The following is a 25,041-nucleotide window of genomic DNA, read 5'->3' as shown; positions in this document are numbered from 1 at the left end:
GAAACGGGCCTGGCGCTCCGAGGACAGCCCGGAGGCGTCCACGTCCTCCGCCGCCCGCAAGGCGATTCCGGCATCCCCCAGGTGCGGGGGCCGGCCCATTCGCGTTCGGAATACCGGTGGTCTGACGTCAGGGTGCAGGATGCACGTCGCGGGCCGTCATCGGCCGCGGCTCACTGTGCCGGGGTACGTACCGGCACGCTCTTCGGCCAGGTGGTCCAGGAGGTCGCGGCGCCAGCTCTGTGCGTATCTGAGGCAGTTGGCCTCGCTGTTGTGGGTGCCGCAGACGCGCTCGTACCGGCCGGCCTTCGACCACGCCATGCTGTCGGCGGAGGCCACGTGCGGCCACGAGACAGCGAGCCCCGTCTTCTTGTAGCCGAAGGCGTGCAGTTTCAGGCGCATGGCGTGCAGATCCTCCAGGATCCAGCCCGCCGTGAACGTGCCGGGCCGACGGCAGATGCTGCCCACGCCGACCAGCGGCTCCTTCGTGAGATCGACCCCGGCCGCGGCGAACTTCTCGGCACAGCGCTCGTAGTCGGGCCGCAGCCACCCCTGCAGGACCGGGATGACCGGAAGGTCGGGGGCGAGCCAGCGCAGCGTCAGGAAGTTGGCGACGGTGAGGTCCTGGTGCCGGTCGACGGACAGGCCGGTCATGCGCAGCGCCCCTTCCTCGCACATGAGGTCCTGCTGGCTCGCCCAGGCCAGTCGGCCGATCTCATCGCGGTAGCGGTAGATCTGCCGGACGTACTGCTGGGGTGTGGTGCGCCATTCGCCGTATGTGGTGATCTCGGTGAAGCCGCCACTGTCGAGTGCCCACGGGCCGAGAGCACGGGGGAGCTTACGGACGGGGGCGAGCTGGCGGTTCGATATGAACAGCGGTACGCCAGCCTGCTTGAGCCAGTACGGACGGTGCGCGCCGAGCCAGAACGTCGGCAGAGGTGGCGCTGGGAGGGGCAGGGTGATGTTGCCTCCGCAGACTGTGGACAGTTCCGGGGCAGGGCGTCCCGGACAAAGGCGCTTCTCAGGGGAAGACGATCCGCCGCGGGCCGGGCGAGCGGTCCAAGTGGCCGGCCCTGCCGGGAGGCTGCTCCCGGTCAGCCGGGTGGGATGACGGTGAGCCGGTCGCTGACGCCGTCGGGCAGGGTGCGGCGCGGTACCGGGGCGGGGGAGGCGAGGGAGGAGGCGAAGGCGGCGACGAGGTCGTGGGGGACGCTGGCGCTGAAGGTGGCGCACCACATCAGTCCGGTGCCGGTGCACGGGTCGGCCCATGCCTGCCAGCCGGCGAGGCCGGGGCGGGGGTCGGCGTCGAAGACGTGCTCGGGGATGGCTTCGAGGGAGACGGTGGCGGCGAGGTCGGGGGCGGTGGCGGTGGTGGCGGGGTGGTCGATGTCGAGGAGCCAGCCCTGGGCGACGAGCGCGTCCAGCACGGCCTGGGGGCTGGTGAAGCCGGTGGCGGGTTCGGTACGGGCGCCCAGGGCGAGGAGGAAGTCGGCGACCGGCTCGTGCGGGACGCCCTCGGTGACGTACATATTCCATTCGCGCAGGACGCTGCCGGGGTGGGCGCGGGCGGTGATCTGCCAGGCGACGGGCAGTCCGCCCAGCTCGATCGGCTGGGAGGCGCGGATCCATTCCGCGCCGCACAGGCCGTCCGGGCTGGTGTAGAGGAGGGTGCTGCGGCTGGTGGGCCACATCCGCCAGCCGAGGCCGGTGAGGGTGGCGCCGATCCGGTCGGCGAGGACGCCGTCGTCCCCGGCCAGGTGGCGCGGGGCGACCCAGAGCTGGGGCGAACGGGGGTGGGAGGGGTCGAGGGGGTGGTGCGGGTTCAGGTGCGCCTCCTGGTGCTCGTCGAGCGGGTCACTGGTCCGTACCGGGGTGGGTGGTCCTGCCGCGCGGGCGGACGGGAGCGGCGGTCGGCTCCTGCCAGGTCAGCCGGACCGCGACGTCCGGGGGCAGCGGGCCGAGCTGGTCGCCGGAGTCGGCGAGGAACACGATCGTTCGACCGTTCTCGTCCCGGGCCTCGACGATGCCGCCTGACCGGTGGGCCATGGGAAAGTACGGGTTGACGGCGAGCCGGACCGGCGCGGCCTGGTCGAGGGCGGACAGGTAATCGATCAGGTCGCCGACCGTCATCTCGGGGGCGTCGGGGATATGCGGAGTCACCGAGGACTCTCCTTATATATGGAGCGGGCGCGAGGGCCGGGCACGGAGGCCGGAGAGGCACGAGACCCGGCGCCCGCAGGGGCGTACGGTCAGTGCGGCCGGGACGTGGCGATCACCGCGGCTACCGCGGCGGCGACGATGTGCGCCGGCGTCTCGGTATCGAAAGAGGCGTGGTAGCCGGGGACCTTCGCGGTTCCCGTGACGGCGAGCTTCCAGCCCTCGCCGTCGGTACCGGGGCGGCCATGGGGGAACCAGCCCAGGTAGAAACGGCCATCCCTGCTATTGATGTGGACATCCGCGCGGTCGTCGACGACCAGCTTGAAGTCGGCGTCGGAGAACTGGTCGAGCACCGCGGCTGGTTGGCCCGGGCCGAGTTGCCAGGAACGCAGCCGCAGAGCCTCGACAGTCGTGGAAAATCCGGGCCGGACCATATCAACGGTCATAGCAAACCCTCCTGACCTGGGGTTTCCGGGGAAGTCGTCTACGTTGACATGCCCCTGGCGCTTTATCCAGTCCTTGCGGGATCTTTCCTGTCTGCCGGGGGCGAACTAGCGGAAAGGTGGGTGTGGGTTCTCAGAACCGGTGCCATATTCTCCGCGCCGACAGCACAGCGAGGCCACATGTGGTGACTTGCTGAGAATCGCTGTTCAGAGGAATCACTCTTTCGGGCGATGCAGGTCAGTTCGGCCTGCCCGCTTCGTTGCGGCTGGGATCGTGGGGTTTGCAGGTACTGCCCGAGCTGGGGGTGCGTCGTGGACGATCCCGCCGTAGAAGTCAGCGTTCGCTTTCCCCACGGCAAGCTCGTGGAGGACCTGTCGTGGACAACAGTGTCCGTCGACCTGCTGAGGTCGGCGACTCCGTGGCGGACGTTCCGGTGGCACCGAGGACAGAGGCACTATTCCGGAAGCTACTGGGCAGCGACCATGCGTGAGCAGGTGATCTACGAGTCACGGCTGGAGCTGACGAAACTCCTCTACGCCGACTTCGACCCGCTCGTGCACGGCATTGTGGCCCAGCCGTTCCTGATGAAGACCATGGCGGGGGCCACGGTCCGAAGCCATATCCCGGACTATCTGCTGATCACCGGCCAGGGGCCGGTGGTGGTGGACGTCAAGCCGCACCGGCAGCTGACCAGGCCAGAGGTGGCGATCACCTTCGACTGGACCCGGCGGGCGGTGGAGGCCCGGGGCTGGCGGTACGAGATCTGGAGCGAACCGCCGGAAGCGGAACTGGAAAACATCCGCTTCCTGGCTGGCTTCCGCCGCGACTGGCTCTTCCGTCCTGAGGTACTCGACGAACTGCGCCTGGCCGACCTCGACGGAGTGCCGTTGGATGCTGCGGTGCAGCAACTTCCCCGCTGGCCGGGGCCCTGTGTCCGCGCTGCAGTCCACCACCTGTTGTGGACGCATGAGCTGCGGGTAGACCTCGGCGAGCCGCTGGCCCCCTCGCGGCTGTTGCGGCGGACAGCGTGAGCGGGCCGGGGCCCGGGTGGGGGTCGGAACACGATTCCGCTACGACAGTGAGAGCGTCGAGGTGGTGGAGATGGCCGCGACGGCAGCCGGTAACGAGGTGGTCCTCAAGGACGGGCGGGGGCGGCTTCTGCGCTTGTCGTTGAAAGAACTCCTGTTCTCCGACCGGGCGGCCCTCATCGCCGATCAGCCCGGCCCGTCGGCGGACGATGACCAAGAGATTGCCTCGGTGGTTCTGGACCAGCTGCAGGCGAGCGAACGAAGTCAGGTCCTGGAACGGGCCGGACATGTACGGGAGCTGCTGACGGGCTTCCGCTCAGGGAGCCCTGAGCTGGCAGGCAATGGGGAACCTCGCCGCGACTACGTGCCCGGCGGGCCGGTGGAACCCAAGTACACGGCCAAGGCGAAGGAACTGGGGATCCACGTCCGCACCGTCAAGCAGTGGGTGGCTGACTTCCGGCGGCACGGCGAAGCCGGGCTGGCAGCGAAGAAGAAGCAGTCCCGGGGGCCAACCGCCAAGGCCGATGAACGATGGGTGGAAGCGGCCTTGGAAGTGATGGCCGAGCACCTGGGCGAGTCGACACCCACACGGAAGATCGTGATCGAGCGCACCCGCGCTCGCGTGATTGCCCGCCACGGCGCCGATTGTGTTCGTCTCCCGAGCCAAGCGACGGCCTACCGGATTCTTTCTGAGCTGGAGCGCCGCCATCCGCTGTTCCGGCTGGCGGCGAAGCGGAATCGGGACATCGCCGACCGGCCCGAGGGCCCGTACGGGAAGCTGCGGCCGACGCGGCCGGGCGAGTACATGCTGATGGACACCACCCGGCTGGACGTGTTCGCGTTCGACCCGCTCACGCTGCGGTGGGTACAGGCCGAGCTGACGGTGGCGATGGACTGGTACACCCGCTGCATCACCGGTCTTCGGGTGACGCCGGTGTCTACGAAGGCGGTGGATGTGAGCGCGGTGCTGTTCCAGTGCTTCCGGCCGCGGCCTGCGGGGCGGGACTGGCCGCGGGGTGCGCTCTGGCCCGAGCATGGCATCCCGCGTGCGGTCCTGGTCGATGTCGAGGGCGCGACGGGTGCGGGGCTGGCCTCGCCGCCGGTGGTGCCCGAGACCCTGGTGGTCGATCACGGCAAGGTGTACGTCTCGGAGCATCTGACCAGCGTGTGCCGCCGGATGGGCATCTCCCTGCAGCCGGCCCGGCTGCGCACGGGCCGGGACAAAGGGCCGGTGGAGCGGTTCTTCCGCTCCCTGCGCGAGGGCCTGCTGGAGGCGCTGCCCGGCTACAAGGGGCCGGACATCCACTCGCGCGGTGAGAACCCGGAAGGCGATGCGTTCTTCTTCCTCGACGAGCTGGAGGCGATCATTAGGGAGTGGGTCGCGGTGGTGTACCACTGCCGCCCGCATGCTGGTCTGGTCGATCCGGGGGTGCCGGGCCTGCGGATGTCGCCAGCCCAGATGTTCGAGCACGGTATGGCGCGCGCCGGATACATCGAAGTGCCGCGGGACCCCTGCCTCGCTTTTGAGTTCCTGGCGACGAAGTGGCGCACGGTCCAGCACTACGGCGTCGAAATCGACCGGCGCCGCTACCGCGGGCCAGGTCTCCCCGCCCCGGGTATCCGCAGCCCGTACGACGGGCCGGGAAAGAACAGCTGGCCGTTCCAGGTCGACCCGGACGACATCACCCGAATCTTCTTCCGCCACCCTGATACCCGCGCCTGGCACACCCTTGTCTGGGAACACGCACCGGCTGCCCGGATGCCGTTGAGCGAGGACGCGCTGGCTTTCGCCCGGAAGCTGGCCGCGGCCAAGCACCGCTACCCCGATGACCGGCTCGCAGTCGCGGGCCTGCTGGATCGGTGGAACCTGGGGCTGGGCACCACGCTCGCCGAACGGCGCATGGCCCTGCGCCTGTCCCGCGAACAGGCAGGCATCGACCTGCCGGCCACCGAGGAGCTCGCACCTGCTGCGCTGCCGTCCGTACGCCGCGCCCTGGGACACGGCAGCGAATCGGTGGCAGCACCCGTACTGCGGGAGAAAGCCGTTGAGGGCGGGGACGATGACGCGGCGGACGACCTGGACGGCGACGGCGGCTTCTACGCGGACGCGCTGGAGGACGTGTGAGCATCCCGCCCCGGCTGGACCCGGGGAATCTGGCGCTGTCACGCAAAGAGGACTTCAAAGCGTTCGTCGACACGCCCCGACGTGACCAGCCGCAGGCGTTGAACCGGTCCGAGCTGGCCGCCCTGACCGTCGACGAGCGAGACGCCTACAACCGGCAGCGCCGGGGATGGCATGCCAACCTGGGGCCGATCCGTACCCCACAACTGGCAGCACTGCACGAGGACTTGTGGGACATCCTCGACAGCAACGTGCAGGACGGCGACAAGGCCAAGGGAGCCGTGGCCGTGGACGCGTTCCCGGGCCTGGGCAAGACGACCGCCGTCTTGGCGTTCGCCCGCGAGTTCCACCGCCGGGAAATCGCCGAGCTGGGCGAGTTCACCGCCCTGGGGCACGAGCGGTGGCCGGTGTGCCGGGTGGGGCTGACCGGCAACACGGGGATGAAGGACCTCAACCGGGCCATGCTGGAGTTCTTCGGCCACCCAGGAAGAGTCACTTCCACAGCCGCCCAGCTCGGCCTGCAGGCCCTGGACTGTGTCCTGTCCTGCGAGGTCAGACTGCTCGTCCTGGACGACCTGCACTTCCTGAAGTGGCGCAACACCAGCGGCATCGAGGTCAGCAACCACCTCAAATGGATCGCCAACGAGTTCCCCGTCACCCTCCTCAAGGTCGGCGTGGGCCTGGCCGACAAGGGCCTGTTCAGCGAGGGCGAAACCGTCGGCGAGACAGCTCTGGCCCAGACCGGGCGGCGCACCACCCGCCTGGACATGCCGCCCTTCACCATCGACACCGAGCCAGGCCGCCGCCACTGGCGGCAGCTCCTCCTCGCCCTGGAGCAGCGCATCGTCCTGGCCGACACCCACCCCGGCATGCTCGCCGACAACCTGTCGGACTACCTCTTCGCCCGCAGCACCGGACACATCGGCTCGCTGATGACACTGATCAACCGCGGCTGCCAGCGCGCCCAGCGCACCGGCACCGAACGCCTCACCCAGGACCTCCTCGACCAGGTCAAGAACGACACTGCCGCCGAACAGGCCCGCCGGGAACTCGCTTATGCGCTGCACGCGGGCAAGGCCACCAGCCGGCCACGCCGGACCCGGGGCTCCCGATGAGGACTCTGCCGCTGCGGTACGCACCGCATCCAGGCGAGGCGCTGGACTCCTGGCAGGAATTCCTCGCCCACAAGCTGCACTGCCCCTTCACCGACGTGCTCCGCGCGCTGGGCCTGCCCAACCGTGACCCGGCCCTCGCCGCCCCGGTCCTGCCGCGCTGGACCACCCTGGCCGCCCGGGAGGAGCTGGCCGCCATCGCCCAGGCCACCGGGGTACCCGAGACGGTTCTCACCAAGATGACGCTGCAGCCCTTCGACGGGCACGCGGTGGTGATCCTCACCGAACGGCGCCAGGTGCACCGGCAACTGCTGTGGGGGCGCTCGGGCTCCCGCTTCTGCCCCGCCTGCCTGGAGGAGAGCGGTGGACGCTGGCAGGTGACCTGGCGCCTGGGCTGGTCCTTCGCCTGCACCCGCCACCACGTTCTGCTCGCCGACCGCTGCCCCGCCTGCGGGCACATTCCGCGCCTGCGTGCCCACCCCCGCGGTGAGACTCCCCGCCCGGGGCTGTGTGCGAGCGCAGCACCGGGCACCGGACCCCGTCCCCGCCGCTGCCACCACCGCCTCGCCGCCGCCCCGGTCACCGCGATCGCACCCGACGGCCCTCTGTCGCAGACCCAGCGCCTGATCGAGACCCTCCTCGTGGCCCCGGACCGTGCGGTGTGCTGGCCGCTGTACGGGCCGGCGGGGGCGCCGTTGGGGGTGGTGCTGCGCGACGCGAAGTGTCTGGGAGCGCTGGTCCTCAACCATGCAACGTCCACCGATCTGCAGCCGATGGCCCCGGCCGACGTACTGGACCAGCTGGAGCGCTACCGCACCGACCCGCTGCCCACCACGTCGCAGCGCACCCCGGACACCCGGCGGGTGGACCGGCACAGCTACTTTGCCCCCGCTGATTCCGCAGCGACTGCCGTAGCGGTCGCGGCGGCGATCCGAGTCCTGCAGGCCGCGGACATCCACGCCGCGGGCAGCGCCGTGCAGTGGCTAACTGACCGAGTGGCCGCCACCCGCCGCCAGCTCCACCCCGGCAACATCGTCGGCCTCGGCGGAACCGTTTCCCCGGCACTGGAAGCAGCCCTGCGCAACAGCCGGGAAGCACAGATCATGCCGGTCGCCCGACTGCGCCACCGCACCGCCATCCACTCCACCCGCCCACCGGCCGACCAGGACGTGCGGGCCCGTATGCTGCCCACCGCCCTGTGGCCCGCATGGGCCCTGCGGCTGTCTCCGCGGCACCCGGACGGCAAACCAGTGGCCCGGCGCGCGGACGAACTCCTCGCCGTGGCCTGCCTCCTGGTGGGCAACACGACTTCCATCGCCGCCGCGACCCGCCTGACCGGCACCACCGTCAGCAGCCACAACGTTTCCACTCTCCTGGCCGACCTCACCCGGCGTGACGACTGCACCGACGTCCTGCACGCGCTGATCCTGCTGGCCGACCACCTCGACACCCACGGCGCCCCGATCGACTACCACCGCCGCCGCACCCTGTTCACCCCCCGCGCCCACTTCCTCGACCCCCAGGTCTGGCGGACCCTGCAGAGCCGGCTGCGCTCGAACCACACCCCCGGCGCCGCGCACGCCCAACGCTGGATCTTCCAGGTCCTGACCGGATCCCCCGCCCACCTCGCCCACCCCGACATCGCCCCCACCTCCGCCTCTCAACGCCAGCAGTACCAGCGTTTCCGCTGGCGGATCCTGCCCGCCGAAGCCGAACTGCTCCGCCACACCGCCCGCACCCTGCTCGACGAACACAAGATCAACGAACCCCTCCAGTGGGCACCGTGCCTCCCCGCGCGGTCACTGCGTCACCTCGTGCTCCCCGGGCCGGACCCCGCACGCATCACCGCCGCCCAACTCCACCGGGCAACGCCCGTCGGCGACTTCTCCGTCGCCCAGCTCGCACACACGCTGAAGACCACCACCGCGCATGTCATCTACCTGCTTGCCGAGCACCCGGTGGACTGGAGCCCGCCGCAGTTTCGCCGAACCCAGCAAACCGCCCGGCGCATCAAGCAATGGCGTACCTGGTACGAGCACGACCACCTGTCGCTCCAGGACATCGCCGACCGTGAAGGAACCACCCTCGCCACCGTGCGCCTGGCCCTGCTGAAGAACGACGTCCAACTCCGCCCCGCCGGGTTCTATCCGGGCCGCCCCAGGAGAAAGCGACAAGAACCGGGGTCGCACTGACAGAGCGGAGCGATGGTCCACCATCTGACGCCGGCCCGGAATAGCCGGGCTACCGTGCGTGGCGCCTTCCTTGAGAACGATGTACCGATCCGCCCACCAGGAAGATTCCGGCGCCGACTGTGAACAGAGGATGGTGCACAGAGGACTCAGAATCGGCACGGCCGGTCCCGCTCAGTGTGTATGCGGCACACCACTCCCACCCGCATCAGCGAATGCGATCAACATCGACGTGCCGGACCCTGTTGGCAGGGGGAGCTTCTCACCGGAAATACGCCATGCCCATTCCATGCACAAGCAGCGCCCGTGGACGTGCCGCTACGCGCTGCGACTGGGGCTTGCTGACGATGGAGTCCCCGTCGGGCCGCATTCCGGGGGCTCCTGTTACCGGCCCGCCCTATGTACCGCTCATCGGATCACACCTCAGGGTGGGTGTCGCGATCACCTCGAAGGGAGTCGTTCGCGGCACTTGGTCTGTATGCGATCCGTTTGTAGCGTCCATGACGCGAGCGACCCGGCATTCGAGGAAAGGATCAGCGATGTCCGACCTTCCAGCCCCCACCACCCCGTACCTGGAACCTGAGGCCAAGGAGCTCGCCGACGCCACCGACCCGCACCCGCGGATCTACGAGGTTCCGCCCGAAGAGGGGCGCAAGATCCTCAGCGACCTGCAGAGCGGCGAAGGCGTCGAGCGCCCGGACGTCGACGAGGAGTGGGTCGACGTCGACGCCGGCCAGTGGGGCACCGTACGCACCCGCATCATCAAGCCCAAGGGCGCCACGGGCCCGCTGCCCGTGGTCTTCTACATCCACGGTGCCGGGTGGGTCTTCGGCGACGACAAGACCCACGACCGCCTCTTCCGGGAGCTCACCGTCGGAGCCGGGGCCGCCGGCGTCTTCCCGGTCTACGACTGGGCGCCCGAGAAGGGGTACCCCACGCAGGTCGAGCAGAATTACGCCGTCGGTCAGTGGCTGCGGGACAACGGCGCCGACCATGGCCTCGACACCTCCCGCGTCGCCGTCGCCGGCGAGTCGGTCGGCGGATGCATGTCCGCGGTCTTCGCGCAGATGAACAAGGACCGCGGCGGGCTCGCGCTCAAGGCGCAGATCCTGCTCTACCCCGTGACCGGGCCGGACTTCGACACGCAGTCCTACCACCAGTTCGCGGAGCACTACTACCTCACCCGCGATGGGATGAAGTGGTTCTGGGACGCGTACACGACCGACGAAGCCAAGCGCGAGGAGAAGTACGCCTCGCCGCTGCGGGCGACCCTTGAGGACCTTGAGGGGCTGCCGCCCGCCCTCGTCATCACGGCGGAGGCCGACGTCCTGCGGGACGGGGGCGAGCTGTACGCCAACAAGCTCCGTGAGGCCGGCGTCGAGGTGACGGCCGTCCGCATCAGCGGGACCGTCCACGACTTCATGCTGCTGGACGGACTGCGGGACACCCCGGCCACCAATGTCGCACGCAAGCTGTCCGTCGACGCGCTGCGAGAGGCGCTCCAGCAGGAGTGACCGCATCCAGGAACATGGGCGGCAGACGCGACAGGGTCTGCCGCCCCATCGCTGTGCCGGGTATCGGCGCGCCAGCTCCTCGGCGAACGCCCAGTGGGTCGTGGCGTCCCGGCAGTCGAGCAGCTGCGTCTCGGCGAGGACGAAGACACCGGCGCACACGGCACAGAGCCTGGTGCCCTCGGACCGGAGGCCGACGAGCCCATCGGTGAACTCGCCCACCGACACCATCAGCTCGGGTACGACGAGGCTCGGCGGGATGACGACGTGGCTGAGCCGGTGCGCGAGCTCAGGATGAGTGTCCGAGGTGCACACCATGACCGGCCCGTCGTCGGTGGCGGACACCGCCCAGGTGCTGACCCGGATCACGCTCGCAGGGTCGGCCGACGTCACGGCGAACTCGCTGGCGACACGGAAGATGTCCCGCAGGCCGTGGATCGCCGACACCTGGCAGTCGGCATACTCCAGCAGACGGACCTCTCCGACGACCCACGCTCCGGTCTCGTCGACGTGCGGACCTGTCACGGTCGGGCTCAGCATGCCCTCTCGAAGTCCGTGGTGGAAGGTTCGTGTGGACGCCTCACGCATGGTGATCGATGACGTCGAAGTCATGATGGCCGCGGGGATCCTGGCGTGGGTCGACCACCTCGCGCGGGCCGCGGCCATGCACCCGCGCACCGGCCGGCGGCGGTTCAAGGAGGCTACGGGCCTGACCGCGACGGAATACCTCCAGGTGGCGCGCATTGCCAAGGCTCGCGAGCTGGAGCTGACCAGCGAGCCGGTCGCTCAGATCCCCCGCAGCTTCGGCTACCTGAGCGCATCGAACTTCCGTCGGCTCTTCCCGCGCGCCACGGGCGTGACGCCGTCGGAGTATCGGCGCCGGTTCGGCATCGCGGCACGCGTCGATCGGCGGGAGTACTCGTCGGCGGGTCAGTCGGCGAGGATCCGCTCCACTCCCTCCCGATAGCTCGTGACCTGGAATTCGGGAAAGCGGGCCGCGAATTTCGAGCTGTCGAAGATGTTGTCGTCGCGGTAGCGGACGAGCAGTTCGTACATCTCGTCGAGCGGCTTGACGAAGCGGCGCCCGAGGCCGAAGGCGAGCATCGGCAGGACCGTGTAGCCGATCTTGCGGCCGGTGACCTCGTCGGCGGTCTTGATGAGCTGGGCGTAGGACTGCCGGTCCGGGTCGATGGGCAGGTGCCACGTCTGGCCGTAGGCATCCGGAGTGTTGCCGAGCAGAGCGAGAGCGCGGCTCGCGTCGGGGGTCCAGATCAGGGACCGCTTGGCCTGGGCGTCGACCGGGACGAACGGCCGCTTGCCCGCCTTGATCCGGTCGAACACCAACGAGTTCGTGTAGCTCTTCGTCCGGCCGGGACCGTAGAACTCGGGCGCGCGGCCGATCAGGGCTTCGACCCGTCCGGCCCGCATGGCCTCAAGCAGCATGGTGGCGATCTGTCCGCGGACTCGTCCCTTGCGTCCGCCCGGCGCGAATGCTGTCGACTCGGTCTGGGGCGTCGGCGTTCCGGGATACATGTAGGTGTTGTCGAAGAAGACGAGCTTCGTGCCGTGTTCGGCGCAGGCGTCGATGACGTTGCGCATCATGACGGGGAACTGTCGCTCCCACAGCTCCGAGTCCAGGGGCAGGCCGACGGTGAGGTAGGCGATGTCGCTGCCCGCGACGGCGCGGCTGGTGGCGTCGGCGTCGGTGAGGTCTGCGGCCATGAGCTCGTCGGTGTCGTTCACCTTCGACGGCTTGCGGCTGACGAGGCGGATGTCCTTGGTGTGGTTGCGGTGGAGCTCGTTCACGAGCTCGTCGGCGATCGGTCCGCCGGCGCCGAGGACGGTCTGCATGGGGTCTCCTTGAGGTGGATGGTGCGGGTGGTGGCAGCTCACCTGCGAGCAGCGTCGCACCGCCACGTGACGATGCGGTCGACCAACGTGGCCGGGATGCGGACCAAGCCGACGTGGTCGTTGGCCGAGCCGGGGGCACCTGGCTCCACCGGACATCAGCTATGTTTACGGTGCTAACACAGCGTAGGAGGATGAAGTAAGCGGTGTCAACATTGGAAAAGAGTGGCTACCATCACGGCGACCTGCGGGCGGCGCTGCTGTCGGCCGCGATGGAGATGCTGGAGAGCGGCGAGCCCTTCTCGCTGCGTGCCGTCGCACGCCGGGCCGGTGTGTCGCAGACTGCGCCGTATCGCCATTTCAAGGACCGCGACGCCCTGGAGTCTGCGCTCGCCGTCGAGGGCTTCCGGAACCTGCTGGCCGACCTGGGCGGCGGGCAGGACCTGCCCGCCGCTCTCCCGGACCTGGCCGAGTTCGCCGTCGCCTACGTCGACTTCGCGCTGCGGCGCCCGGCCCTGTTCCGTGTGATGTTCGGCAAGCCGTGCGACGACGCCGCCGACGAGCGGGTCAAGGCCGCGGACGCCCTGCATGAGCTGCTGGCCGACGCGCTCGATCGCGTCCTCCCTGACGCGGACGCCTCGGCTCTGGCCACGGCCGGCTGGGGGCTCGCCCACGGGCTGGCCTGCCTCTACCTCGACGGCAAGCTGCAGGCCGGGTCGAGCAAGGAGGTCGCCGACCGGGTGCGCAGCGCCTTCCTCGCCATCACGTCGGTCGGCCCCTGACGCGTGGCGCTCACCCGGCGCACGCCTGGCGCTCTCCAGTGTTGACGGTGCTCACATGCCGTGCAATCCTCGGTGTTGACACCGCTTACATCGGAGGAGAGGGCTCATGGCATCGACCGGCAAGCTGACCGACCGGACCGTAGAGGTCGCTCTCGGAGGGCGTCTCATCACCGTCCCCGAAGGCGGCCTCTATGACCGGTTCCGCATGGACACCGACCTCGACGAGGTGGAGCGGGACCCGCGGGTCAGCAGTGTCGACTTCTTCCGCCGGATGCCCAAGAGCCGCGTGGACTCCCGCATCGGGCCCACGCTGACGCCGAACTTCTACTACCGCATCTCCACGACCCGGCTCACCATGCTCGCGCCGACCAGGGCGATCCGGGCCCGCCTGCCCCGGGAACTGGACCCGCTCGAGATCGCCCCGGGGCTCGGGATCGTCTCCGTGATGGCCTTCCGGTACGACGTGTGCGACATCGACTTCTACACCGAGGCCGCGGTCGGTATCGCCGTGAAGCCGGCCCGGCACGGAGGGCTGGGCCTGTTCGACCTGGTCGCCGGGCTCAAGAATGACTCCCTGCACTCCTACGTACTCTCGCTCCCGGTCAACACCGAGATCGCGCAGGTGCGTGGCCACGACGGCTACGGGTTCCCCAAGTGGGTTACCGGGCTCGACGTCGACATCGACACCGCGCGCACCTCCGCCAGGGTCGCCAACGAGCGGGGCGGCCTTGACCTCGCTCTGTCGGCGCCCTCCCCGAAGCAGACCGCGCGGCCCACCGGCGCACACGTCTCGACCCTGACCTCCTACACCACGATCGACGGCGCCTGGCACTCCACGACCAGCCAGATCAACATGCTCTCCTCGGGAACCACGCGGTTCCCCCGCGGCCTGGACCTGCGGCTCGGCGAGGGCCGGATGAGCGACGACCTGCGCTCGCTGAAGCCGATCCGGACGATCCAGCTCGACGTCACCACCGAGGGCCAGCTGGCGCTGCACATGCCCGTGCCCACCTCCCTCCAGGACCGGAGCTGAGACAAGATGACCACCACGAACACCAGCCACCCCCAGGCCGCCCTCCCGGCAACGCTGACGCCGGCCCGGCTCGCCCGCCTGGCCGCCCTGGTGGCCGCCGGTACTCGCGCCCAGCGGGTCACCACGACCTCCCCGTACACCGGCGCACCGCTCGCGGACCTGCCCATCTCCACCCCCGACGACGTCCAGGACGCCTTCGCCCGGGCACGCGCCGCGCAAGCCGGCTGGTCGGCCACCCCGGTGGCCGACCGCAAGCGCATCATGCTGCGCTTCCACGACCTCGTCCTCCAGCGGCAGGAGGAAGCCCTCGACCTGATGCAGGCCGAGAGCGGCAAGACCCGCCGCGACGCGTTCCTCGAGGTGAGCGACATCGCGATCACCGCCCGCTACTACGCGCGCAGCGCACGGCGGCTGCTCTCACCCAAGCGCCGCAAGGGCGCGATCCCGATGCTGACCCACACCACCGAGCTGCACCACCCCAAGGGCGTCGTCACCGTCATATCGCCCTGGAACTACCCGCTCAGCATGGCCGCCGGCGACGCCATCCCGGCCCTGATGGCCGGCAACGCCGTCGTCCAGAAGCCCGACACCCAGACCGCCCTGACCGCACTGTGGGCACTGGCCCTGATGCGCGAGGCCGGCCTGCCACCCGACGTCTGGCAGATGGTGGTCGGCCGTGGCAGCTCCATCGGAGACGCGCTGATGGCCGGCGGGGACTACATGATGTTCACCGGTTCCACCGCCAGCGGGCGCCAGATCGCGCGCGACGCGGGTGAGCGGCTGATCGGCGCGTCCCTGGAGCTCGGCGGCAAGAACGCCATGGTCGTCCTCGCCGACGCCGACGTCGAGAAGGCCGCCACCGGCGCGGTCGCCGCCTGCTTCCCCTCGGCCGGCCAGCTGTGCGTGTCCATCGAACGGCTCTACGTCGCCGATGAGATCCACGACGCGTTCGTCACCGCGTTCGCCGACCGTGCCCGGGCCATGCGCCTGGGTGCGGCCTACGACTTCTCGGTGGACATGGGCTCGCTGACCACCCCCTCGCAGCTCGAGACCGTCAGCTCGCACGTCGACGACGCGGTATCGAAGGGCGCGACCGTACTGGCCGGAGGCAAAGCCCGGCCCGACCTCGGGCCCCTGTTCTACGAGCCGACGATCCTGACCGATGTGACCCCTGAGATGACGCTGTTCGACCACGAGACGTTCGGCCCCGTGGTGTCGGTCTACCGCTACCGGTCGGCCGACGAGGCGGTGGCGATGGCCAACGCCACGCCGTATGGCCTCAACGCAAGCGTCTGGGGTCGCAACGGCACCGAGGCCCGCAAGGTCGCGGCACGGCTGCACGCCGGCACCGTCAATGTCAACGAGGCGTTCGCCGCCGCCTGGGGAAGCATCGACGCACCCATGGGCGGCATGGGCGACTCGGGCCTCGGCCGCCGTCACGGCGCCGACGGGCTGCTCAAGTACACCGAAGCCCAGACGGTCGCCCACCAGCGCCTCCAGGGTTTCACCCCGCCCAGCAGAGTCGAGCACGAGCAGTGGGCGCGGATCCTGACCTGGGCGTTCAAGACGCTGCGTGCCCTGGGCGTCCGCTGACCGACCACTGGCTCCGGCTACGACGGCCCGCCTCCACTCCATCCCGGTCCGCACGAGGGAAGATCAGCCATGACCAAGCGCGTCCTCAACGTCGTCACCAACGTCGGCCACTACGACGACCCGTCCCACACCACCGGCCTGTGGCTCTCCGAGCTCACGCACGCCTGGCACATCTTCGAGGAGCACGGCTACGAGCAGACGCTCGTCAGCCCGGCCGGCGGCCCTGTGCCGCTCGAACCGCGTGCACTGAAATTCCCGAACTACGACAAGACCGCCAAGGCATGGCACGCCGACCCCGGAAAGATGGCCATGCTCGAGAACACGGCGAGCCCGGACCAGATCGACCCGTCCGCGTACGATGCGATCTACTTCACCGGCGGTCACGCGGTGATGTACGACTTCCCCGACAGCGAGGGCCTGCAGCGCATCACCCGCGAGATCTACGAGCGCGGCAGCATCGTCTCCTCGGTCTGCCACGGCTACTGCGGCCTGCTCAACACCCGGCTCTCCGACAGCTCCTACCTCATCGCCGGCCGCAAGATGACGGGATTCGCCTGGACCGAGGAGGTCCTCGCCCGCGTCGACAAACTGGTCCCCTACAACGCCGAGGAGAAGGCCAAGCAGCGCGGCGCGCTCTACGAGAAGGCGACACTGCCGTTCGTCTCCTACGTCGTGACCGACGGCAACCTGGTCACCGGCCAGAACCCGGGCTCGGCCAAGGCCACAGCGAAGAAGGTCGTCGAAGCCATCGAGGGCAACACGTCGAAGAAGCGACGGTAAGTCGAGACGCAACCCTCCGGTGACGGAAGGCTCCTGGACGGATGTCGCTGAAGGACGCGCTCCATACCGGCGACGACAGAACGGCCGGGCGGTCAACCACCCGTCCGCGACCGTCGGCCTCGCCGGACCGCCAGCGCTCCCCCGGCAGACCGGTACCGCCACCAGCCTGCCGGGGGCCTGAGACGGCGCCCCTGCGAAGTCCTCCGACGCAACCATGGTCAGCAACGGATTACCTGCCTCACGCACAGACTCAGCGCGGGCCCGGTCGACCTGCGCCCAGCGCAACGAAGCGAACGAGGAAATGACGCGGTCGTGAGACAGGCCGTCAGTGGCCTCAACTTGAGACTGAGGAAGAGCTGCTGGTCAACGGGACGCCCAATGCCGCGAGCCGGGAGAGCCTACAGTGGGCACGTCACCCCGGTTTGTACCGGCGAGCGAGGCGCCCCGAGGCGTCCGCCGGAGGGGCGACACACGCCCGAACGGGAATATTGACTCGAGTGCGATGTCGTTCGGACGGCTCTGCGCGGCGCCCCGGCACCAGGGCACTCTCCGTGAGCATCGTGAAGGGCCCGCAGCCGGCGGCACTCCGCCCGGGAGGGAAGCGGTCCGCATGGCCGTCAAAAGCGTCGTATCCGGTTGGGCCGCCGGACACCGGTACGCCGAAGAGGGCCTGGAGAAACCAGTCGGTCTCTCCAGGCCCTCTCGGGTCGGGTGTTCAGGTCAGCGGGCGCGGCTCGGGGTCAGGGTCGACGTCTGCCCTGCGGGCCGGGGCCTTGCCGGTGACAGACGAGGTCCAGGACGTGACCGTCCTGGGGGTGCTGTAGCCGTCGACCTGATGGGGGCCCTTCTTCTCCGGGTCGGCTCAGTAGGTCTGCCGGGCTGAGGCGACGAGGGTCCCGGGCGGTCCGTACGCGCCGATGTGGCTGGCGCCCGGGTTTCCGTCGGCATCGGGGATGCTGTAGCCGGGTCCGAAACGGTCCGCCGCGACAGCAGGCGTACCGGTGGCCAGGGTTCCGGCGACAGCGGCGGCGACCGCCACGGCGAGGGGCCGGCGGATGCTGCGGGTGGGAGATGCGTGCAAAGCGATGGTGCTGGGGACGGGGAGGTCCCGGACGGCCCGGGCCAGCGGCTGATCCTCCACGAGGAAGCTGGCGAAGGCGCTGATGAGCGGGACCGGTGTGCCGGCGGTGAAGGTCGCCTTCCACACGGGTGACCGGTCGGTGATCGCGGCCTGGAACAGCCAGCTGCCCTGGATTCCTCCGGTGTAGAAGTGCCAGAGAGCGGCTGCGTTGTCGGGGCTGCAGAACACTTGCTTGCCGTCTTTGCGGACGGTATGGCTCCAGCCGTGGGTGAGGAGCGGCAGGTAGCCCTCCACAGCGGGTACGTCTTCGTAGGGGAGGTAGTCCTCGACGCGGCCCTGGTCCGCCCGGTAGAGGGTGAGCAGCTCGGTGTGGACGTCGTGCAGCAGTTCCAGGGGTACCGCGCCGGTGAAGGTGGCCTTCCAGTGTGCGGGGCCGAAGGGCTGCTGGACGGTGGTGGTCCAGGTGCCGCTGGAGGGGCTCTTCGGGTCGGGGAGGAATCCGGTCTGGACGCGCAGGCAGGGGCTGGAGGCGATCCGGTGGCCGTCGTCGGGTCGGTGGAGAGACCAGCCCTTCTCAAAGGGGAAGGGCCAGGCCCTCTGGAAGTCGTCGCTGCCGGGGCCGGCCAGGTATCGGGGCAGGACCTGTACCTCGGCCTCCGGGGCGAGGTCGTCGAGGGACAAGCGGTGGCCTTTCTCAGTGGTGAGGGAAGCGGGGCGGGTGTCGGCCGCCGAGCCCTGTGGACGCGGGTGGTACGGCTTGTCAGCGCCGGGGGGTTTTTGCCGGGCTGAGCGGGCGCGGAGGAGACGGGGCGGCCGGTGCCGGGGCGGAGAGGGATTGCGTGCATGCGGTGAGGACGGCGCGGGCAGCCGGGCGGGTCAGTCCTGAGAGCCACAGGTTGCAGACGGCATCCATAGACGGGCCGGACAAGTCGACGATGGCGTGTTCGCGGCCGGTCCAGTTGGCGGCGAGTTCGCTGGTGTACAGCGGCGGGAGCGCGTCGTCCTCATGGCCGGGCAGGGGGGACTGTGCGACCATGCCCAGTGCGTGTCCGGTCTCGCTGTCGAGCCAGCGGGCTGCCTCGCCCTCGTAGTCGTCCGGGAGGCCGTAGCCGACCAGGTCGGCATCGACCGTGGCCCCGATCGCGTTCAGGACGCGCGGCGTTCGGCGCACGGGGAGCCCGTGGATTTCTACGGTGTTCCCGGAGAGTGTGTGGTGGCTGAACCAGCGGACGGTGGCCCCTCCGGCGGTGAAGGTCATCTGGGTCCAGGCTGATGTGCCGGGCCCGGAGCGGGTCACAGCCGGATGTATGCCCTGGGTCCGCAGGGCGCGGAGGGCGCTATCGGGCACGGGCCGCCGTTCCGTCGGCGCGGGAGGAAGCCGGAACGGGGAGTGCGGCTCGCGGCGACGGGCGGACTGCGGGCTCCGGCGGGACGGAATATCCCCACACACCCGCATAGGTATGGACCGCCTGTGCGAGGGCAGTGAAATCACCGCCGCTCCAAGGCGGTTCGGACCCGCCAGGACCGGCATCGATGAAGTGCCGGTCGTCGCTGCGGAAAGCGGGGCGGGCACGGAAGGTTCGGTAGTCCTTGAAGGACAGGGCGACCACGTCGATCTTGCCCTGGTCCGGGTGGAGGATGCTCAGCCGCAGGCCGCCGAACTTCTGGTGGTAGATCGTTTCGTAGAAGTCGATCCGGAGACGGATCTGCGAGCCCGGTGCCGGGACGGCGTAGAAACTGTTCCCCACGACGGAGCCCTCCATCCGGAGAGGGAGCGCTTGGGTGAAGAACTGCTCGGCGTGCAGTGACATGGGGTTCCTGGTCGAGTCGGGGGCGCAGGGTCACCGGCGTCGGGCAGCCGGGCGGGCGGGCGCCGGAAGGCGGGCGGAGGGGGTGCTGGTGGACCAGCGCGGGACCGCCACGGTCCGCAGAGCCGGGACGGAGCGCCGGGCACGGAGGATGTCCAGCGGGGTGGGCGCGGGAGGGCGTACCGGTGTGACGGTGACGTGGTCGGAGTTGGGCCAGAAGGCGTTCTTCCAGCGCACGACAGGTGCGGGGTCGGCGAGCGCCGTGGCGGTGGCGGTGACGAGACGGGTGGGGGTGTGGGTGGAGAAGACGGCGTACCAGCCGGCGTATCCGGTGCCGCCCCACATCTGCCAGCGGGTCTTGTTGCTGGTCAACTCGTTGTTGTGGTCGAGGGCGCCGCGGCAGTACCGGGCGCCTGCGAGGCCGTCGGGTGAGGTCGTCTCGCTGATCCACCAGTTGTCGGTCACCGTCCAGCCGGCGTCTGTCAGAGGTGACAGGACCGGGTGGGGGTCGTCGGCGCGGCCGAGTCCTTCCTGCAAAAACCCGTCGCCCTGGTGGAGGCCGACGAGGGCGGTGGTGAACGCGGTGACGAACTCCGTTGGGCAGGCGTCGGAGAAGGCCGCGGCCCACCGTGGCGCGGCGAACTGATTCTCGTAGGCGGCGATCTTCCACAGGGCGTCGTCGTCGCCCTCGGGCATGTAGCCGATGCGGATCCGCTGGTCCGGCGAGGGCAGATAGGCGTTGCCGAGCTCGTCGTGGCTGATCTCCCAGCCGGCGTCGAGGGCGGGCTTCAGACCCGGATCGCCGATCGCGGTCGATCCGGCGAGATACCGGGGGTGGACATACACGCCGTCCGGATCGCTCATCGTCATGCGGCCTCCGGAAGGATCCGGTGGCAGGCGCCCGGGGGCACCGCGGTCCACCGGAGAACAGCGTCCAGAAGATGGCCGGTACCGGACTCCGCCGTCTCGTCGTGATGGCCGGGCCGGGTGAGGTGGTCGAGGGTGGCGCGGACGCGGGTGACGAACGAGGAATCACGGGCCGGGTGGGTGTGGGCGCGGGCCCAGCGGGCTGCCTGGTCGTACAGGTCCGCCAGGTCGGTGCCGCGGTCGGTCAGCCGGTAGGTCTGGTGGACGGAATGGATGAGGCCGAGGTCGCGGGCGGTGTCGCGGGCGTGGCGGATCTGGTGGCGGGACAGGTCCAGGAAGGTGCGGGCGAAGCCGTTCGCCGGGACGGGGCCGTGGTCGTCGATCTCGGTGATCAGCCGGATCAATCCCGGGTCGGACAGTACCGCGACGGTACGGGCGAGCCGGTCGCAGTTCGGGACGCTGACGGTGGTCATCGACGGTGGCCTCCTGCCGGTGCGCCCGCGAGGGCGGGGGCGGGGGTCTGGTGGGAGAAGAGGTCGACCGTGCGCCAGGCCGTGCCCAGAGCGAGCGCCGTGCTGCGGGATCCGGCGCGAATGGGGCGGGACGGGTTGGCGAGCCTTCCCCGGAGCGGGTGGGCCGCGGCGTCAGCCAGAGGACGCCCGGCCGCCCACGCGGAGATCGCGCTGTACACGGGGCTCAAGGCGCGGCCCGAGGCGGACAGCCGGTAGGAGGTCGCGTCGGTGACGTCGACGAGGCCGTCGTCGACGAGCTGCCGCAGGCGGGGGTAGACGGAGCTGAGGCCGTATCCGGGCATGGCATCGCCGGCGAGCGTGGTGGCGGTGGCGGTGCGGCGTACTTGGAGGGTCCACAGGATGGGGGTGGCGTGCCGGGCGGCGATCAGCACGAGGGCGTCCTCGACATCACGGGCCCGCCGGAATACGTCCGTTTCGGGTGCCGGGTCGGGGTCGTGCTCCAGATGTGTGTCGGCCCAGGTGGCGATGGCGGCCAGGACCGGCAGCAGATCCGTGCCGCGGCGGGTCAGTCCGTAGGCGACGTTACGGACACCGTGCTCGGTACGGTCGGCCAGCCCCAGGTCGACGAGTTGGCGGAGCTTGGGGTGGAGCTGGCCGTCGGCCAGCCACGGCATCCGCTTCTTGATCTCCGTGTAGCGCAGCGGCTGCTCGGCAAGGACGAGGAGGAGCTGGACGTTCCAGCGCGGGGTGAGCATGGACAGGGACTCGGTGACGCGTGCCAGATCGGTACGGACGGCGGGGGTCAGACCGGTAGAGGCCAAGGCGGGTGCTCCAGGAACAGAAGGGGGGCGGGGTCAGCGCGTCGGTGCGGAGGGAACGGTCAGCGGTGGTGGAGCCGGTAGGGCGGGTGGTGTTTCCGTCGCCGGGGCGGGGGCGCGGTGCAGGCTCTGCAGGACGGCGTTGAGCGTTTTGGCGTGGGCGTCGCGTACGGCGACGGCTTCGCTGATGCGGCGGGCGTTGTCGAGGAGGTGCCCTGCGTCGAAGGCGCCGATCGAGCGCTCCGGATGTGCGAGCTGCAGCAGGCGGTCGCGGTGGAAGGTGATGCTGCGCTCGGCGAGCTGGAGATCGGTCAGACTGCCGATGAGGGCGGCCAGCATGCTGGTGTGAGGGGTTGTGGTGGAGTGGGCTTCAAGCACGCGGAGCGGATGCCCGTACAGCTCCTCGATGCGGGTGGCGAGGGTGGCGGCGGTCGGATCGGGTTCGCGCATCGTTATGTCCGGACCGTCGTCGTCCCGTCGCTCCGGGCGGGTGCAGGGGGCGCGGGCGGGAGGGCCATCGTGATCCGCGGCTGGTTGAACTGAACCTTCCCGGCCGCCGGAGTGGGGCGGGGCATGGTGCGCAGCAAGCCGTCGAGGGCGTTGCGGTAGCCGGCGCGGGCCTCCAGAGCGGCGCGGAGCCACTCGGCGTCGAAGCGGAGCGCGTCCGCGGACAGGGTGTCCTGGTGAACGCCGGGGTCGGTGGCTGCGTGGACACGGTCACGGACCTGGGCCACCTGCTCCTCCGCCAGCACCAGGAACGACCGCAGCTCCAGGGCCCGCCGCAGCGCGGGAGACGCTCCGGGGGCGGCGGCCGTGGCATAGAGCTGGTGGACCGGGGCACCGAAGGCGGCTTCGAGCGCCGGGTCCTGGCTGCTGGGCTGGTCGCTCACGCTCACCGGGCAGCCCCCCGCCGCGCCGGTGCCGACGGCGCTGTCGGAAGGGACGGGGCGGTGGTCCGCAGCTCGGGCTCCCCCGGGCGGCGGTGCGCGGGTACCGCGCCGCGCCAGGCCGCGGGACCATACGTGTCCGGCGTATCGGGGTCGAGAAGGAAACGCAGGACGGACGCGCGGCCGTCCCGGAGGCCCACGGCTTCGTTGACCCGGGTGGCGAAGACCATGATGCGGTCGTGATCCTCCGCCAGGTCGCCGGGTACGGTGTCCAGAACGGCGACGAGCGCGTCCTCGGCGCGCTCCAGCGCACTCTGGGCGGTGGCCAGGAGGCCGTGCCAGCGCACGACCTCCACCGCCGCCGGACTCGCGTGCGGCGCGACGGCGACCGCACGCCGCAGCGAGGGCAGGCCCATTCCGAACCGTTCCTCGATCTGCTGGGTGAAGACGCGCATCACCCCGGCGTCGTCGGCCACGGAACTCCTTTCACCATTCGGCTGGCTGGACTCGGGTGAGCTGGGGAAAGATCTTTCTGACGGGTTCAGTTGAGGCACATGCGGACGGTGCGGTAGACGTACTTTCCGCTGACCCAGCCCTTGACCCCGGTGGCCCGGTCGGTGATGTGGTGCCAGCCGCCGCTGCTCTTGTGCACGGTGAAGGCATGGTGCGGGTAGATGATTCCGACGGCGGTCGAGGAGGTGGTCGCCTTGGAGCGGATGGTCACGGCCTTCGCGTCGATCACCCACCGTCCGGGCCGCTCACACGGCTTGGAGACGGCTGTCGCGACGGTCGACGGGAAAGCGGCCGGGGCGCCGGCGGCTGCCGTGGGGGCCGAGAACAGAGGCAGGGCGAGCGCGCCCAGCGCCGCGGCGGTGACAGTGATACGCCGTGCAGGCATGAAGGATCTCCCAACAGGATTGTGGAATGCGGAAATCGGCCCGGAGAGGTATTACCGTCGGGCACTTTCAAGAGTCCGGAGAATCCCCGGTTTCACGAACCGGGAATGCGGTGCTACCTTTCGCCGCCATCGGGCCGTAGGGGCGTACGAGCGCGGGGCCGGGTCATCGAGTCCGGCGCGGGGGCGGGCGGCCGGCGCGGGGGCGGGCGGCCGGCGCGGGGGCGGGCGGCCGTTGTGTGAGGCGGTTGGCGTTGGCAGGGGCAGCGGGAAGGCCCGGGGCTGAGCCGCGCCAGTGGGTTGTCCACCAGGCTTCAGCGGCCTCGTAGGTGGGAAAGCGGCCTTCGCGGAGGGTGTGCGTCAGGGTGATGGTGTCGACGCGCCGGTGAAGGAGCCGGAACGGCATCGGATCGGCATTCACCGCGCGCAGGAGCACGGTGATCTCCGGGGAGTCGGAGGTGTCGTCGGTATGGCTGGCGAGGAGGGCGAAATGATCGCCGTCGTCTACGAGTCTCTCCTCCAGGGCGCGGGTGGTGTCGTCGGCCGGTGAGGACATACCCGTGTCTGCTCTCAGACCGATGCCGGTCTTGGCGCAGCCGCGGGCGATCAGCCAGGACTGAGCCATCGCAGGCAGGGGCACGGCCATGCTCTGGAAGTGGAAGGTCTTTGCCCCGGGATCCCTTTGGATGTACAGGGCGACGATCTGAGGCTCGCCGTGGAAGCCCTCGGCGGCGCTTTCGTCGTGAAGGACGTAGTAGCTGTGCCGGGAGCCGGCGGTGTGATGGTCGGCGAAGGTGGTGAATGCAGAGGCGGCGAAAAATCTGAAGTCTTCTTCGATCTGTCGGCTGGCCGCCTTGTAGCCGTCGAGGCGGAAATCCGGATCGTCAGGCATGGGCCTCCCAAGGGCCTCCGGGCAACGGGGCCCAGGCGGTGCGGTTCAGTGGCGGGAGCGTGCGGCCGGGGTCGGCCAGGTGCCCGCCCGCGGTGATGGCGCGGCGGGCGGTGGTGCCGGTGGGCGGGGCGCGGAGAGGACGGCGCGGCCAGCGTCGGTGAGGGTCACGGGCTGCCCGGCGTGCAGCGAGTGGGTGGTGTCGATTTCGACAAGCCCGGACGCCTCCAAGCGCCGGAGGATCTCGGAACCGATGCGGGTGCCGGACGCGGTGGCCACCGATACCCGCTGGGTGAGGAGATGCTCGCGGAGCCGGGCGCCTCGGGCGATGGCCAGGAGTGCGCCCTGATCCTGTGGCGACAGGTCTGCCATGGTCTCGGGTGACGCCGTGCGGGCGGCGGCTTCGACGGGTGCCAGAGTCACCAGCGCCGCGGTCCGGAGACCGTCCCGTTGGGCGACCGCGTCCTCCAGTTGGCCGACGGTACGGTGGATGCGGTCCAGCAGTACCTCGTCGATCCAGCATTCGCCGCTGGTCAACCGGTGGAGCAGCACGCGGTGGAAAGTGACACCGGTCTCGGCCTGAGCCAGGGCGCGGTGGGCGTCCACCAGGGCGGCGAGCGGGCCGTCCAGCAGGCTGCGGTCCCGCTGCTCCCACAGAGTGTCGACGCCGCGGCCCGCAGCAGCTTCGATCCGGTGGTCGAGATCGGTTCGCGCCTTCGGCACCGGG

The 25,041-nt window shown here is 70.0% G+C and carries 27 protein-coding genes; 10 read left to right on the top strand and 17 right to left on the bottom strand.

The window, feature by feature from the left end:
* Positions 1-156 precede the first annotated feature (156 nt).
* The 4 genes from AB0G74_RS22465 to AB0G74_RS22450 form a co-directional block, all read right to left on the bottom strand.
* Positions 157-651 (bottom strand): hypothetical protein, encoded by a 495-nt coding sequence (locus AB0G74_RS22465; protein ID WP_361148934.1) that lies wholly within the window; start codon positions 649-651, stop codon positions 157-159.
* Between the two features lie 440 nt (positions 652-1,091).
* A complete protein-coding gene (locus tag AB0G74_RS22460; protein WP_361148932.1) occupies positions 1,092-1,688 on the bottom strand; it encodes a DUF317 domain-containing protein in 597 nt (198 codons plus the stop codon).
* Positions 1,689-1,851: 163 nt separating this feature from the next.
* Complete coding sequence (locus AB0G74_RS22455; protein WP_361148949.1) at positions 1,852-2,127, bottom strand: hypothetical protein; 276 nt, start codon at positions 2,125-2,127, stop codon at positions 1,852-1,854.
* A gap of 119 nt (positions 2,128-2,246) precedes the next feature.
* Complete coding sequence (locus AB0G74_RS22450; protein WP_361148930.1) at positions 2,247-2,600, bottom strand: DUF317 domain-containing protein; 354 nt, start codon at positions 2,598-2,600, stop codon at positions 2,247-2,249.
* Positions 2,601-2,960: 360 nt separating this feature from the next.
* Here AB0G74_RS22450 and AB0G74_RS22445 point away from each other — a divergent pair, with 360 nt between their 5' ends.
* The 6 genes from AB0G74_RS22445 (at position 2,961) to AB0G74_RS22420 (ending at position 11,527) form a co-directional block, all read left to right on the top strand.
* On the top strand, positions 2,961-3,629 hold the full coding sequence (locus tag AB0G74_RS22445) for a TnsA-like heteromeric transposase endonuclease subunit (RefSeq protein ID WP_164516024.1): 669 nt from the start codon (positions 2,961-2,963) through the stop codon (positions 3,627-3,629).
* 70 nt (positions 3,630-3,699) lie between these two features.
* Positions 3,700-5,751, top strand: coding sequence for a helix-turn-helix domain-containing protein (locus AB0G74_RS22440; protein ID WP_361148928.1), 2,052 nt, complete (start codon positions 3,700-3,702; stop codon positions 5,749-5,751).
* Complete coding sequence (locus AB0G74_RS22435) at positions 5,748-6,863, top strand: TniB family NTP-binding protein (RefSeq protein WP_344480333.1); 1,116 nt, start codon at positions 5,748-5,750, stop codon at positions 6,861-6,863. The genes AB0G74_RS22440 and AB0G74_RS22435 overlap by 4 nt, the downstream gene beginning before the upstream one ends.
* Positions 6,860-9,052: a TniQ family protein gene (locus AB0G74_RS22430; protein WP_361148925.1), complete on the top strand. Its 2,193-nt coding sequence runs from the start codon at positions 6,860-6,862 to the stop codon at positions 9,050-9,052. The genes AB0G74_RS22435 and AB0G74_RS22430 overlap by 4 nt, the downstream gene beginning before the upstream one ends.
* A 536-nt stretch (positions 9,053-9,588) precedes the next feature.
* Positions 9,589-10,563: an alpha/beta hydrolase gene (locus tag AB0G74_RS22425; protein WP_040913811.1), complete on the top strand. Its 975-nt coding sequence runs from the start codon at positions 9,589-9,591 to the stop codon at positions 10,561-10,563.
* 295 nt (positions 10,564-10,858) lie between these two features.
* Positions 10,859-11,527 (top strand): helix-turn-helix domain-containing protein, encoded by a 669-nt coding sequence (locus tag AB0G74_RS22420; protein ID WP_361148923.1) that lies wholly within the window; start codon positions 10,859-10,861, stop codon positions 11,525-11,527.
* On the opposite strand, the gene AB0G74_RS22415 is transcribed toward AB0G74_RS22420, so the two are convergent.
* On the bottom strand, positions 11,491-12,411 hold the full coding sequence (locus AB0G74_RS22415) for an NAD-dependent epimerase/dehydratase family protein (RefSeq protein WP_006345964.1): 921 nt from the start codon (positions 12,409-12,411) through the stop codon (positions 11,491-11,493). The two genes, AB0G74_RS22420 and AB0G74_RS22415, sit on opposite strands and share 37 nt — an antisense overlap.
* Positions 12,412-12,614: 203 nt before the next feature.
* Here AB0G74_RS22415 and AB0G74_RS22410 point away from each other — a divergent pair, with 203 nt between their 5' ends.
* From AB0G74_RS22410 to AB0G74_RS22395, 4 genes are all read left to right on the top strand, one after another.
* On the top strand, positions 12,615-13,190 hold the full coding sequence (locus AB0G74_RS22410) for a TetR/AcrR family transcriptional regulator (protein WP_040913812.1): 576 nt from the start codon (positions 12,615-12,617) through the stop codon (positions 13,188-13,190).
* Between the two features lie 106 nt (positions 13,191-13,296).
* On the top strand, positions 13,297-14,223 hold the full coding sequence (locus AB0G74_RS22405; protein ID WP_344480345.1) for an acetoacetate decarboxylase family protein: 927 nt from the start codon (positions 13,297-13,299) through the stop codon (positions 14,221-14,223).
* Between the two features lie 6 nt (positions 14,224-14,229).
* Positions 14,230-15,816: a succinic semialdehyde dehydrogenase gene (locus AB0G74_RS22400; protein WP_344480348.1), complete on the top strand. Its 1,587-nt coding sequence runs from the start codon at positions 14,230-14,232 to the stop codon at positions 15,814-15,816.
* A gap of 69 nt (positions 15,817-15,885) precedes the next feature.
* Complete coding sequence (locus AB0G74_RS22395) at positions 15,886-16,596, top strand: type 1 glutamine amidotransferase domain-containing protein (protein ID WP_361148919.1); 711 nt, start codon at positions 15,886-15,888, stop codon at positions 16,594-16,596.
* A gap of 862 nt (positions 16,597-17,458) precedes the next feature.
* Here the strand turns inward: AB0G74_RS22395 and AB0G74_RS22390 are convergent.
* The 12 genes from AB0G74_RS22390 to AB0G74_RS22335 all read right to left on the bottom strand — a co-directional run bounded on the left by AB0G74_RS22390 (position 17,459) and on the right by AB0G74_RS22335 (position 25,037).
* The gene (locus tag AB0G74_RS22390) at positions 17,459-18,358 is read right to left on the bottom strand and encodes a DUF317 domain-containing protein (RefSeq protein WP_361148917.1); all 900 of its coding nucleotides are present in this window, start codon (positions 18,356-18,358) and stop codon (positions 17,459-17,461) included.
* Between the two features lie 79 nt (positions 18,359-18,437).
* Positions 18,438-19,025 carry a hypothetical protein gene (locus tag AB0G74_RS22385; protein WP_361148915.1) on the bottom strand — a complete coding sequence of 196 codons (588 nt, stop codon included), beginning with the start codon at positions 19,023-19,025 and terminating at the stop codon, positions 18,438-18,440.
* Positions 19,015-19,488: a hypothetical protein gene (locus tag AB0G74_RS22380; protein WP_361148913.1), complete on the bottom strand. Its 474-nt coding sequence runs from the start codon at positions 19,486-19,488 to the stop codon at positions 19,015-19,017. Before AB0G74_RS22380 ends, AB0G74_RS22385 begins: the two co-directional genes overlap by 11 nt.
* Positions 19,489-19,518: 30 nt before the next feature.
* Entirely contained in the window at positions 19,519-20,355 is an 837-nt protein-coding gene (locus tag AB0G74_RS22375) for a DUF317 domain-containing protein (protein ID WP_361148911.1), read from the bottom strand.
* Complete coding sequence (locus AB0G74_RS22370; RefSeq protein WP_361148909.1) at positions 20,352-20,825, bottom strand: hypothetical protein; 474 nt, start codon at positions 20,823-20,825, stop codon at positions 20,352-20,354. Before AB0G74_RS22370 ends, AB0G74_RS22375 begins: the two co-directional genes overlap by 4 nt.
* A complete protein-coding gene (locus AB0G74_RS22365; protein ID WP_361148907.1) occupies positions 20,822-21,646 on the bottom strand; it encodes a winged helix-turn-helix transcriptional regulator in 825 nt (274 codons plus the stop codon). Before AB0G74_RS22365 ends, AB0G74_RS22370 begins: the two co-directional genes overlap by 4 nt.
* A gap of 33 nt (positions 21,647-21,679) precedes the next feature.
* Positions 21,680-22,093: a hypothetical protein gene (locus AB0G74_RS22360; protein ID WP_361148905.1), complete on the bottom strand. Its 414-nt coding sequence runs from the start codon at positions 22,091-22,093 to the stop codon at positions 21,680-21,682.
* A gap of 2 nt (positions 22,094-22,095) precedes the next feature.
* The gene (locus AB0G74_RS22355) at positions 22,096-22,539 is read right to left on the bottom strand and encodes a hypothetical protein (RefSeq protein ID WP_361148903.1); all 444 of its coding nucleotides are present in this window, start codon (positions 22,537-22,539) and stop codon (positions 22,096-22,098) included.
* A complete protein-coding gene (locus AB0G74_RS22350) occupies positions 22,536-23,006 on the bottom strand; it encodes a hypothetical protein (RefSeq protein ID WP_361148901.1) in 471 nt (156 codons plus the stop codon). Before AB0G74_RS22350 ends, AB0G74_RS22355 begins: the two co-directional genes overlap by 4 nt.
* A 65-nt stretch (positions 23,007-23,071) precedes the next feature.
* On the bottom strand, positions 23,072-23,428 hold the full coding sequence (locus AB0G74_RS22345) for an SH3 domain-containing protein (protein WP_361148899.1): 357 nt from the start codon (positions 23,426-23,428) through the stop codon (positions 23,072-23,074).
* A 163-nt stretch (positions 23,429-23,591) separates the two neighbouring features.
* Positions 23,592-24,317: a hypothetical protein gene (locus AB0G74_RS22340; protein WP_361148897.1), complete on the bottom strand. Its 726-nt coding sequence runs from the start codon at positions 24,315-24,317 to the stop codon at positions 23,592-23,594.
* A gap of 45 nt (positions 24,318-24,362) precedes the next feature.
* Positions 24,363-25,037 carry a hypothetical protein gene (locus tag AB0G74_RS22335; RefSeq protein ID WP_361148895.1) on the bottom strand — a complete coding sequence of 225 codons (675 nt, stop codon included), beginning with the start codon at positions 25,035-25,037 and terminating at the stop codon, positions 24,363-24,365.
* Between the last annotated feature and the right edge of the window lie 4 nt (positions 25,038-25,041).

This window comes from Streptomyces sp. NPDC020875 (genome assembly GCF_040641415.1).
Taxonomy (GTDB): Bacteria; Actinomycetota; Actinomycetes; order Streptomycetales; family Streptomycetaceae; genus Streptomyces.
This window is presented reverse-complemented; position numbering and strand designations above follow the sequence as displayed.

Bases quoted from the DNA above. Each gene is read 5' to 3' on its own strand.
- AB0G74_RS22440 (WP_361148928.1), top strand. From the start codon at position 3,700: ATGGCCGCGACGGCAGCCGGTAACGAGGTGGTCCTCAAGGACGGGCGG.
- AB0G74_RS22450 (WP_361148930.1), bottom strand. From the start codon at position 2,600: ATGACCGTTGATATGGTCCGGCCCGGATTTTCCACGACTGTCGAGGCT.
- AB0G74_RS22460 (WP_361148932.1), bottom strand. From the start codon at position 1,688: ATGTGGCCCACCAGCCGCAGCACCCTCCTCTACACCAGCCCGGACGGC.
- AB0G74_RS22415 (WP_006345964.1), bottom strand. From the start codon at position 12,411: ATGCAGACCGTCCTCGGCGCCGGCGGACCGATCGCCGACGAGCTCGTG.
- AB0G74_RS22340 (WP_361148897.1), bottom strand. From the start codon at position 24,317: ATGCCTGACGATCCGGATTTCCGCCTCGACGGCTACAAGGCGGCCAGC.
- AB0G74_RS22405 (WP_344480345.1), top strand. From the start codon at position 13,297: ATGGCATCGACCGGCAAGCTGACCGACCGGACCGTAGAGGTCGCTCTC.
- AB0G74_RS22395 (WP_361148919.1), top strand. From the start codon at position 15,886: ATGACCAAGCGCGTCCTCAACGTCGTCACCAACGTCGGCCACTACGAC.
- AB0G74_RS22380 (WP_361148913.1), bottom strand. From the start codon at position 19,488: ATGTCACTGCACGCCGAGCAGTTCTTCACCCAAGCGCTCCCTCTCCGG.
- AB0G74_RS22345 (WP_361148899.1), bottom strand. From the start codon at position 23,428: ATGCCTGCACGGCGTATCACTGTCACCGCCGCGGCGCTGGGCGCGCTC.
- AB0G74_RS22465 (WP_361148934.1), bottom strand. From the start codon at position 651: ATGACCGGCCTGTCCGTCGACCGGCACCAGGACCTCACCGTCGCCAAC.
- AB0G74_RS22430 (WP_361148925.1), top strand. From the start codon at position 6,860: ATGAGGACTCTGCCGCTGCGGTACGCACCGCATCCAGGCGAGGCGCTG.
- AB0G74_RS22360 (WP_361148905.1), bottom strand. From the start codon at position 22,093: ATGCGCGAACCCGATCCGACCGCCGCCACCCTCGCCACCCGCATCGAG.
- AB0G74_RS22455 (WP_361148949.1), bottom strand. From the start codon at position 2,127: ATGACGGTCGGCGACCTGATCGATTACCTGTCCGCCCTCGACCAGGCC.
- AB0G74_RS22370 (WP_361148909.1), bottom strand. From the start codon at position 20,825: ATGACCACCGTCAGCGTCCCGAACTGCGACCGGCTCGCCCGTACCGTC.
- AB0G74_RS22425 (WP_040913811.1), top strand. From the start codon at position 9,589: ATGTCCGACCTTCCAGCCCCCACCACCCCGTACCTGGAACCTGAGGCC.
- AB0G74_RS22400 (WP_344480348.1), top strand. From the start codon at position 14,230: ATGACCACCACGAACACCAGCCACCCCCAGGCCGCCCTCCCGGCAACG.
- AB0G74_RS22375 (WP_361148911.1), bottom strand. From the start codon at position 20,355: ATGACGATGAGCGATCCGGACGGCGTGTATGTCCACCCCCGGTATCTC.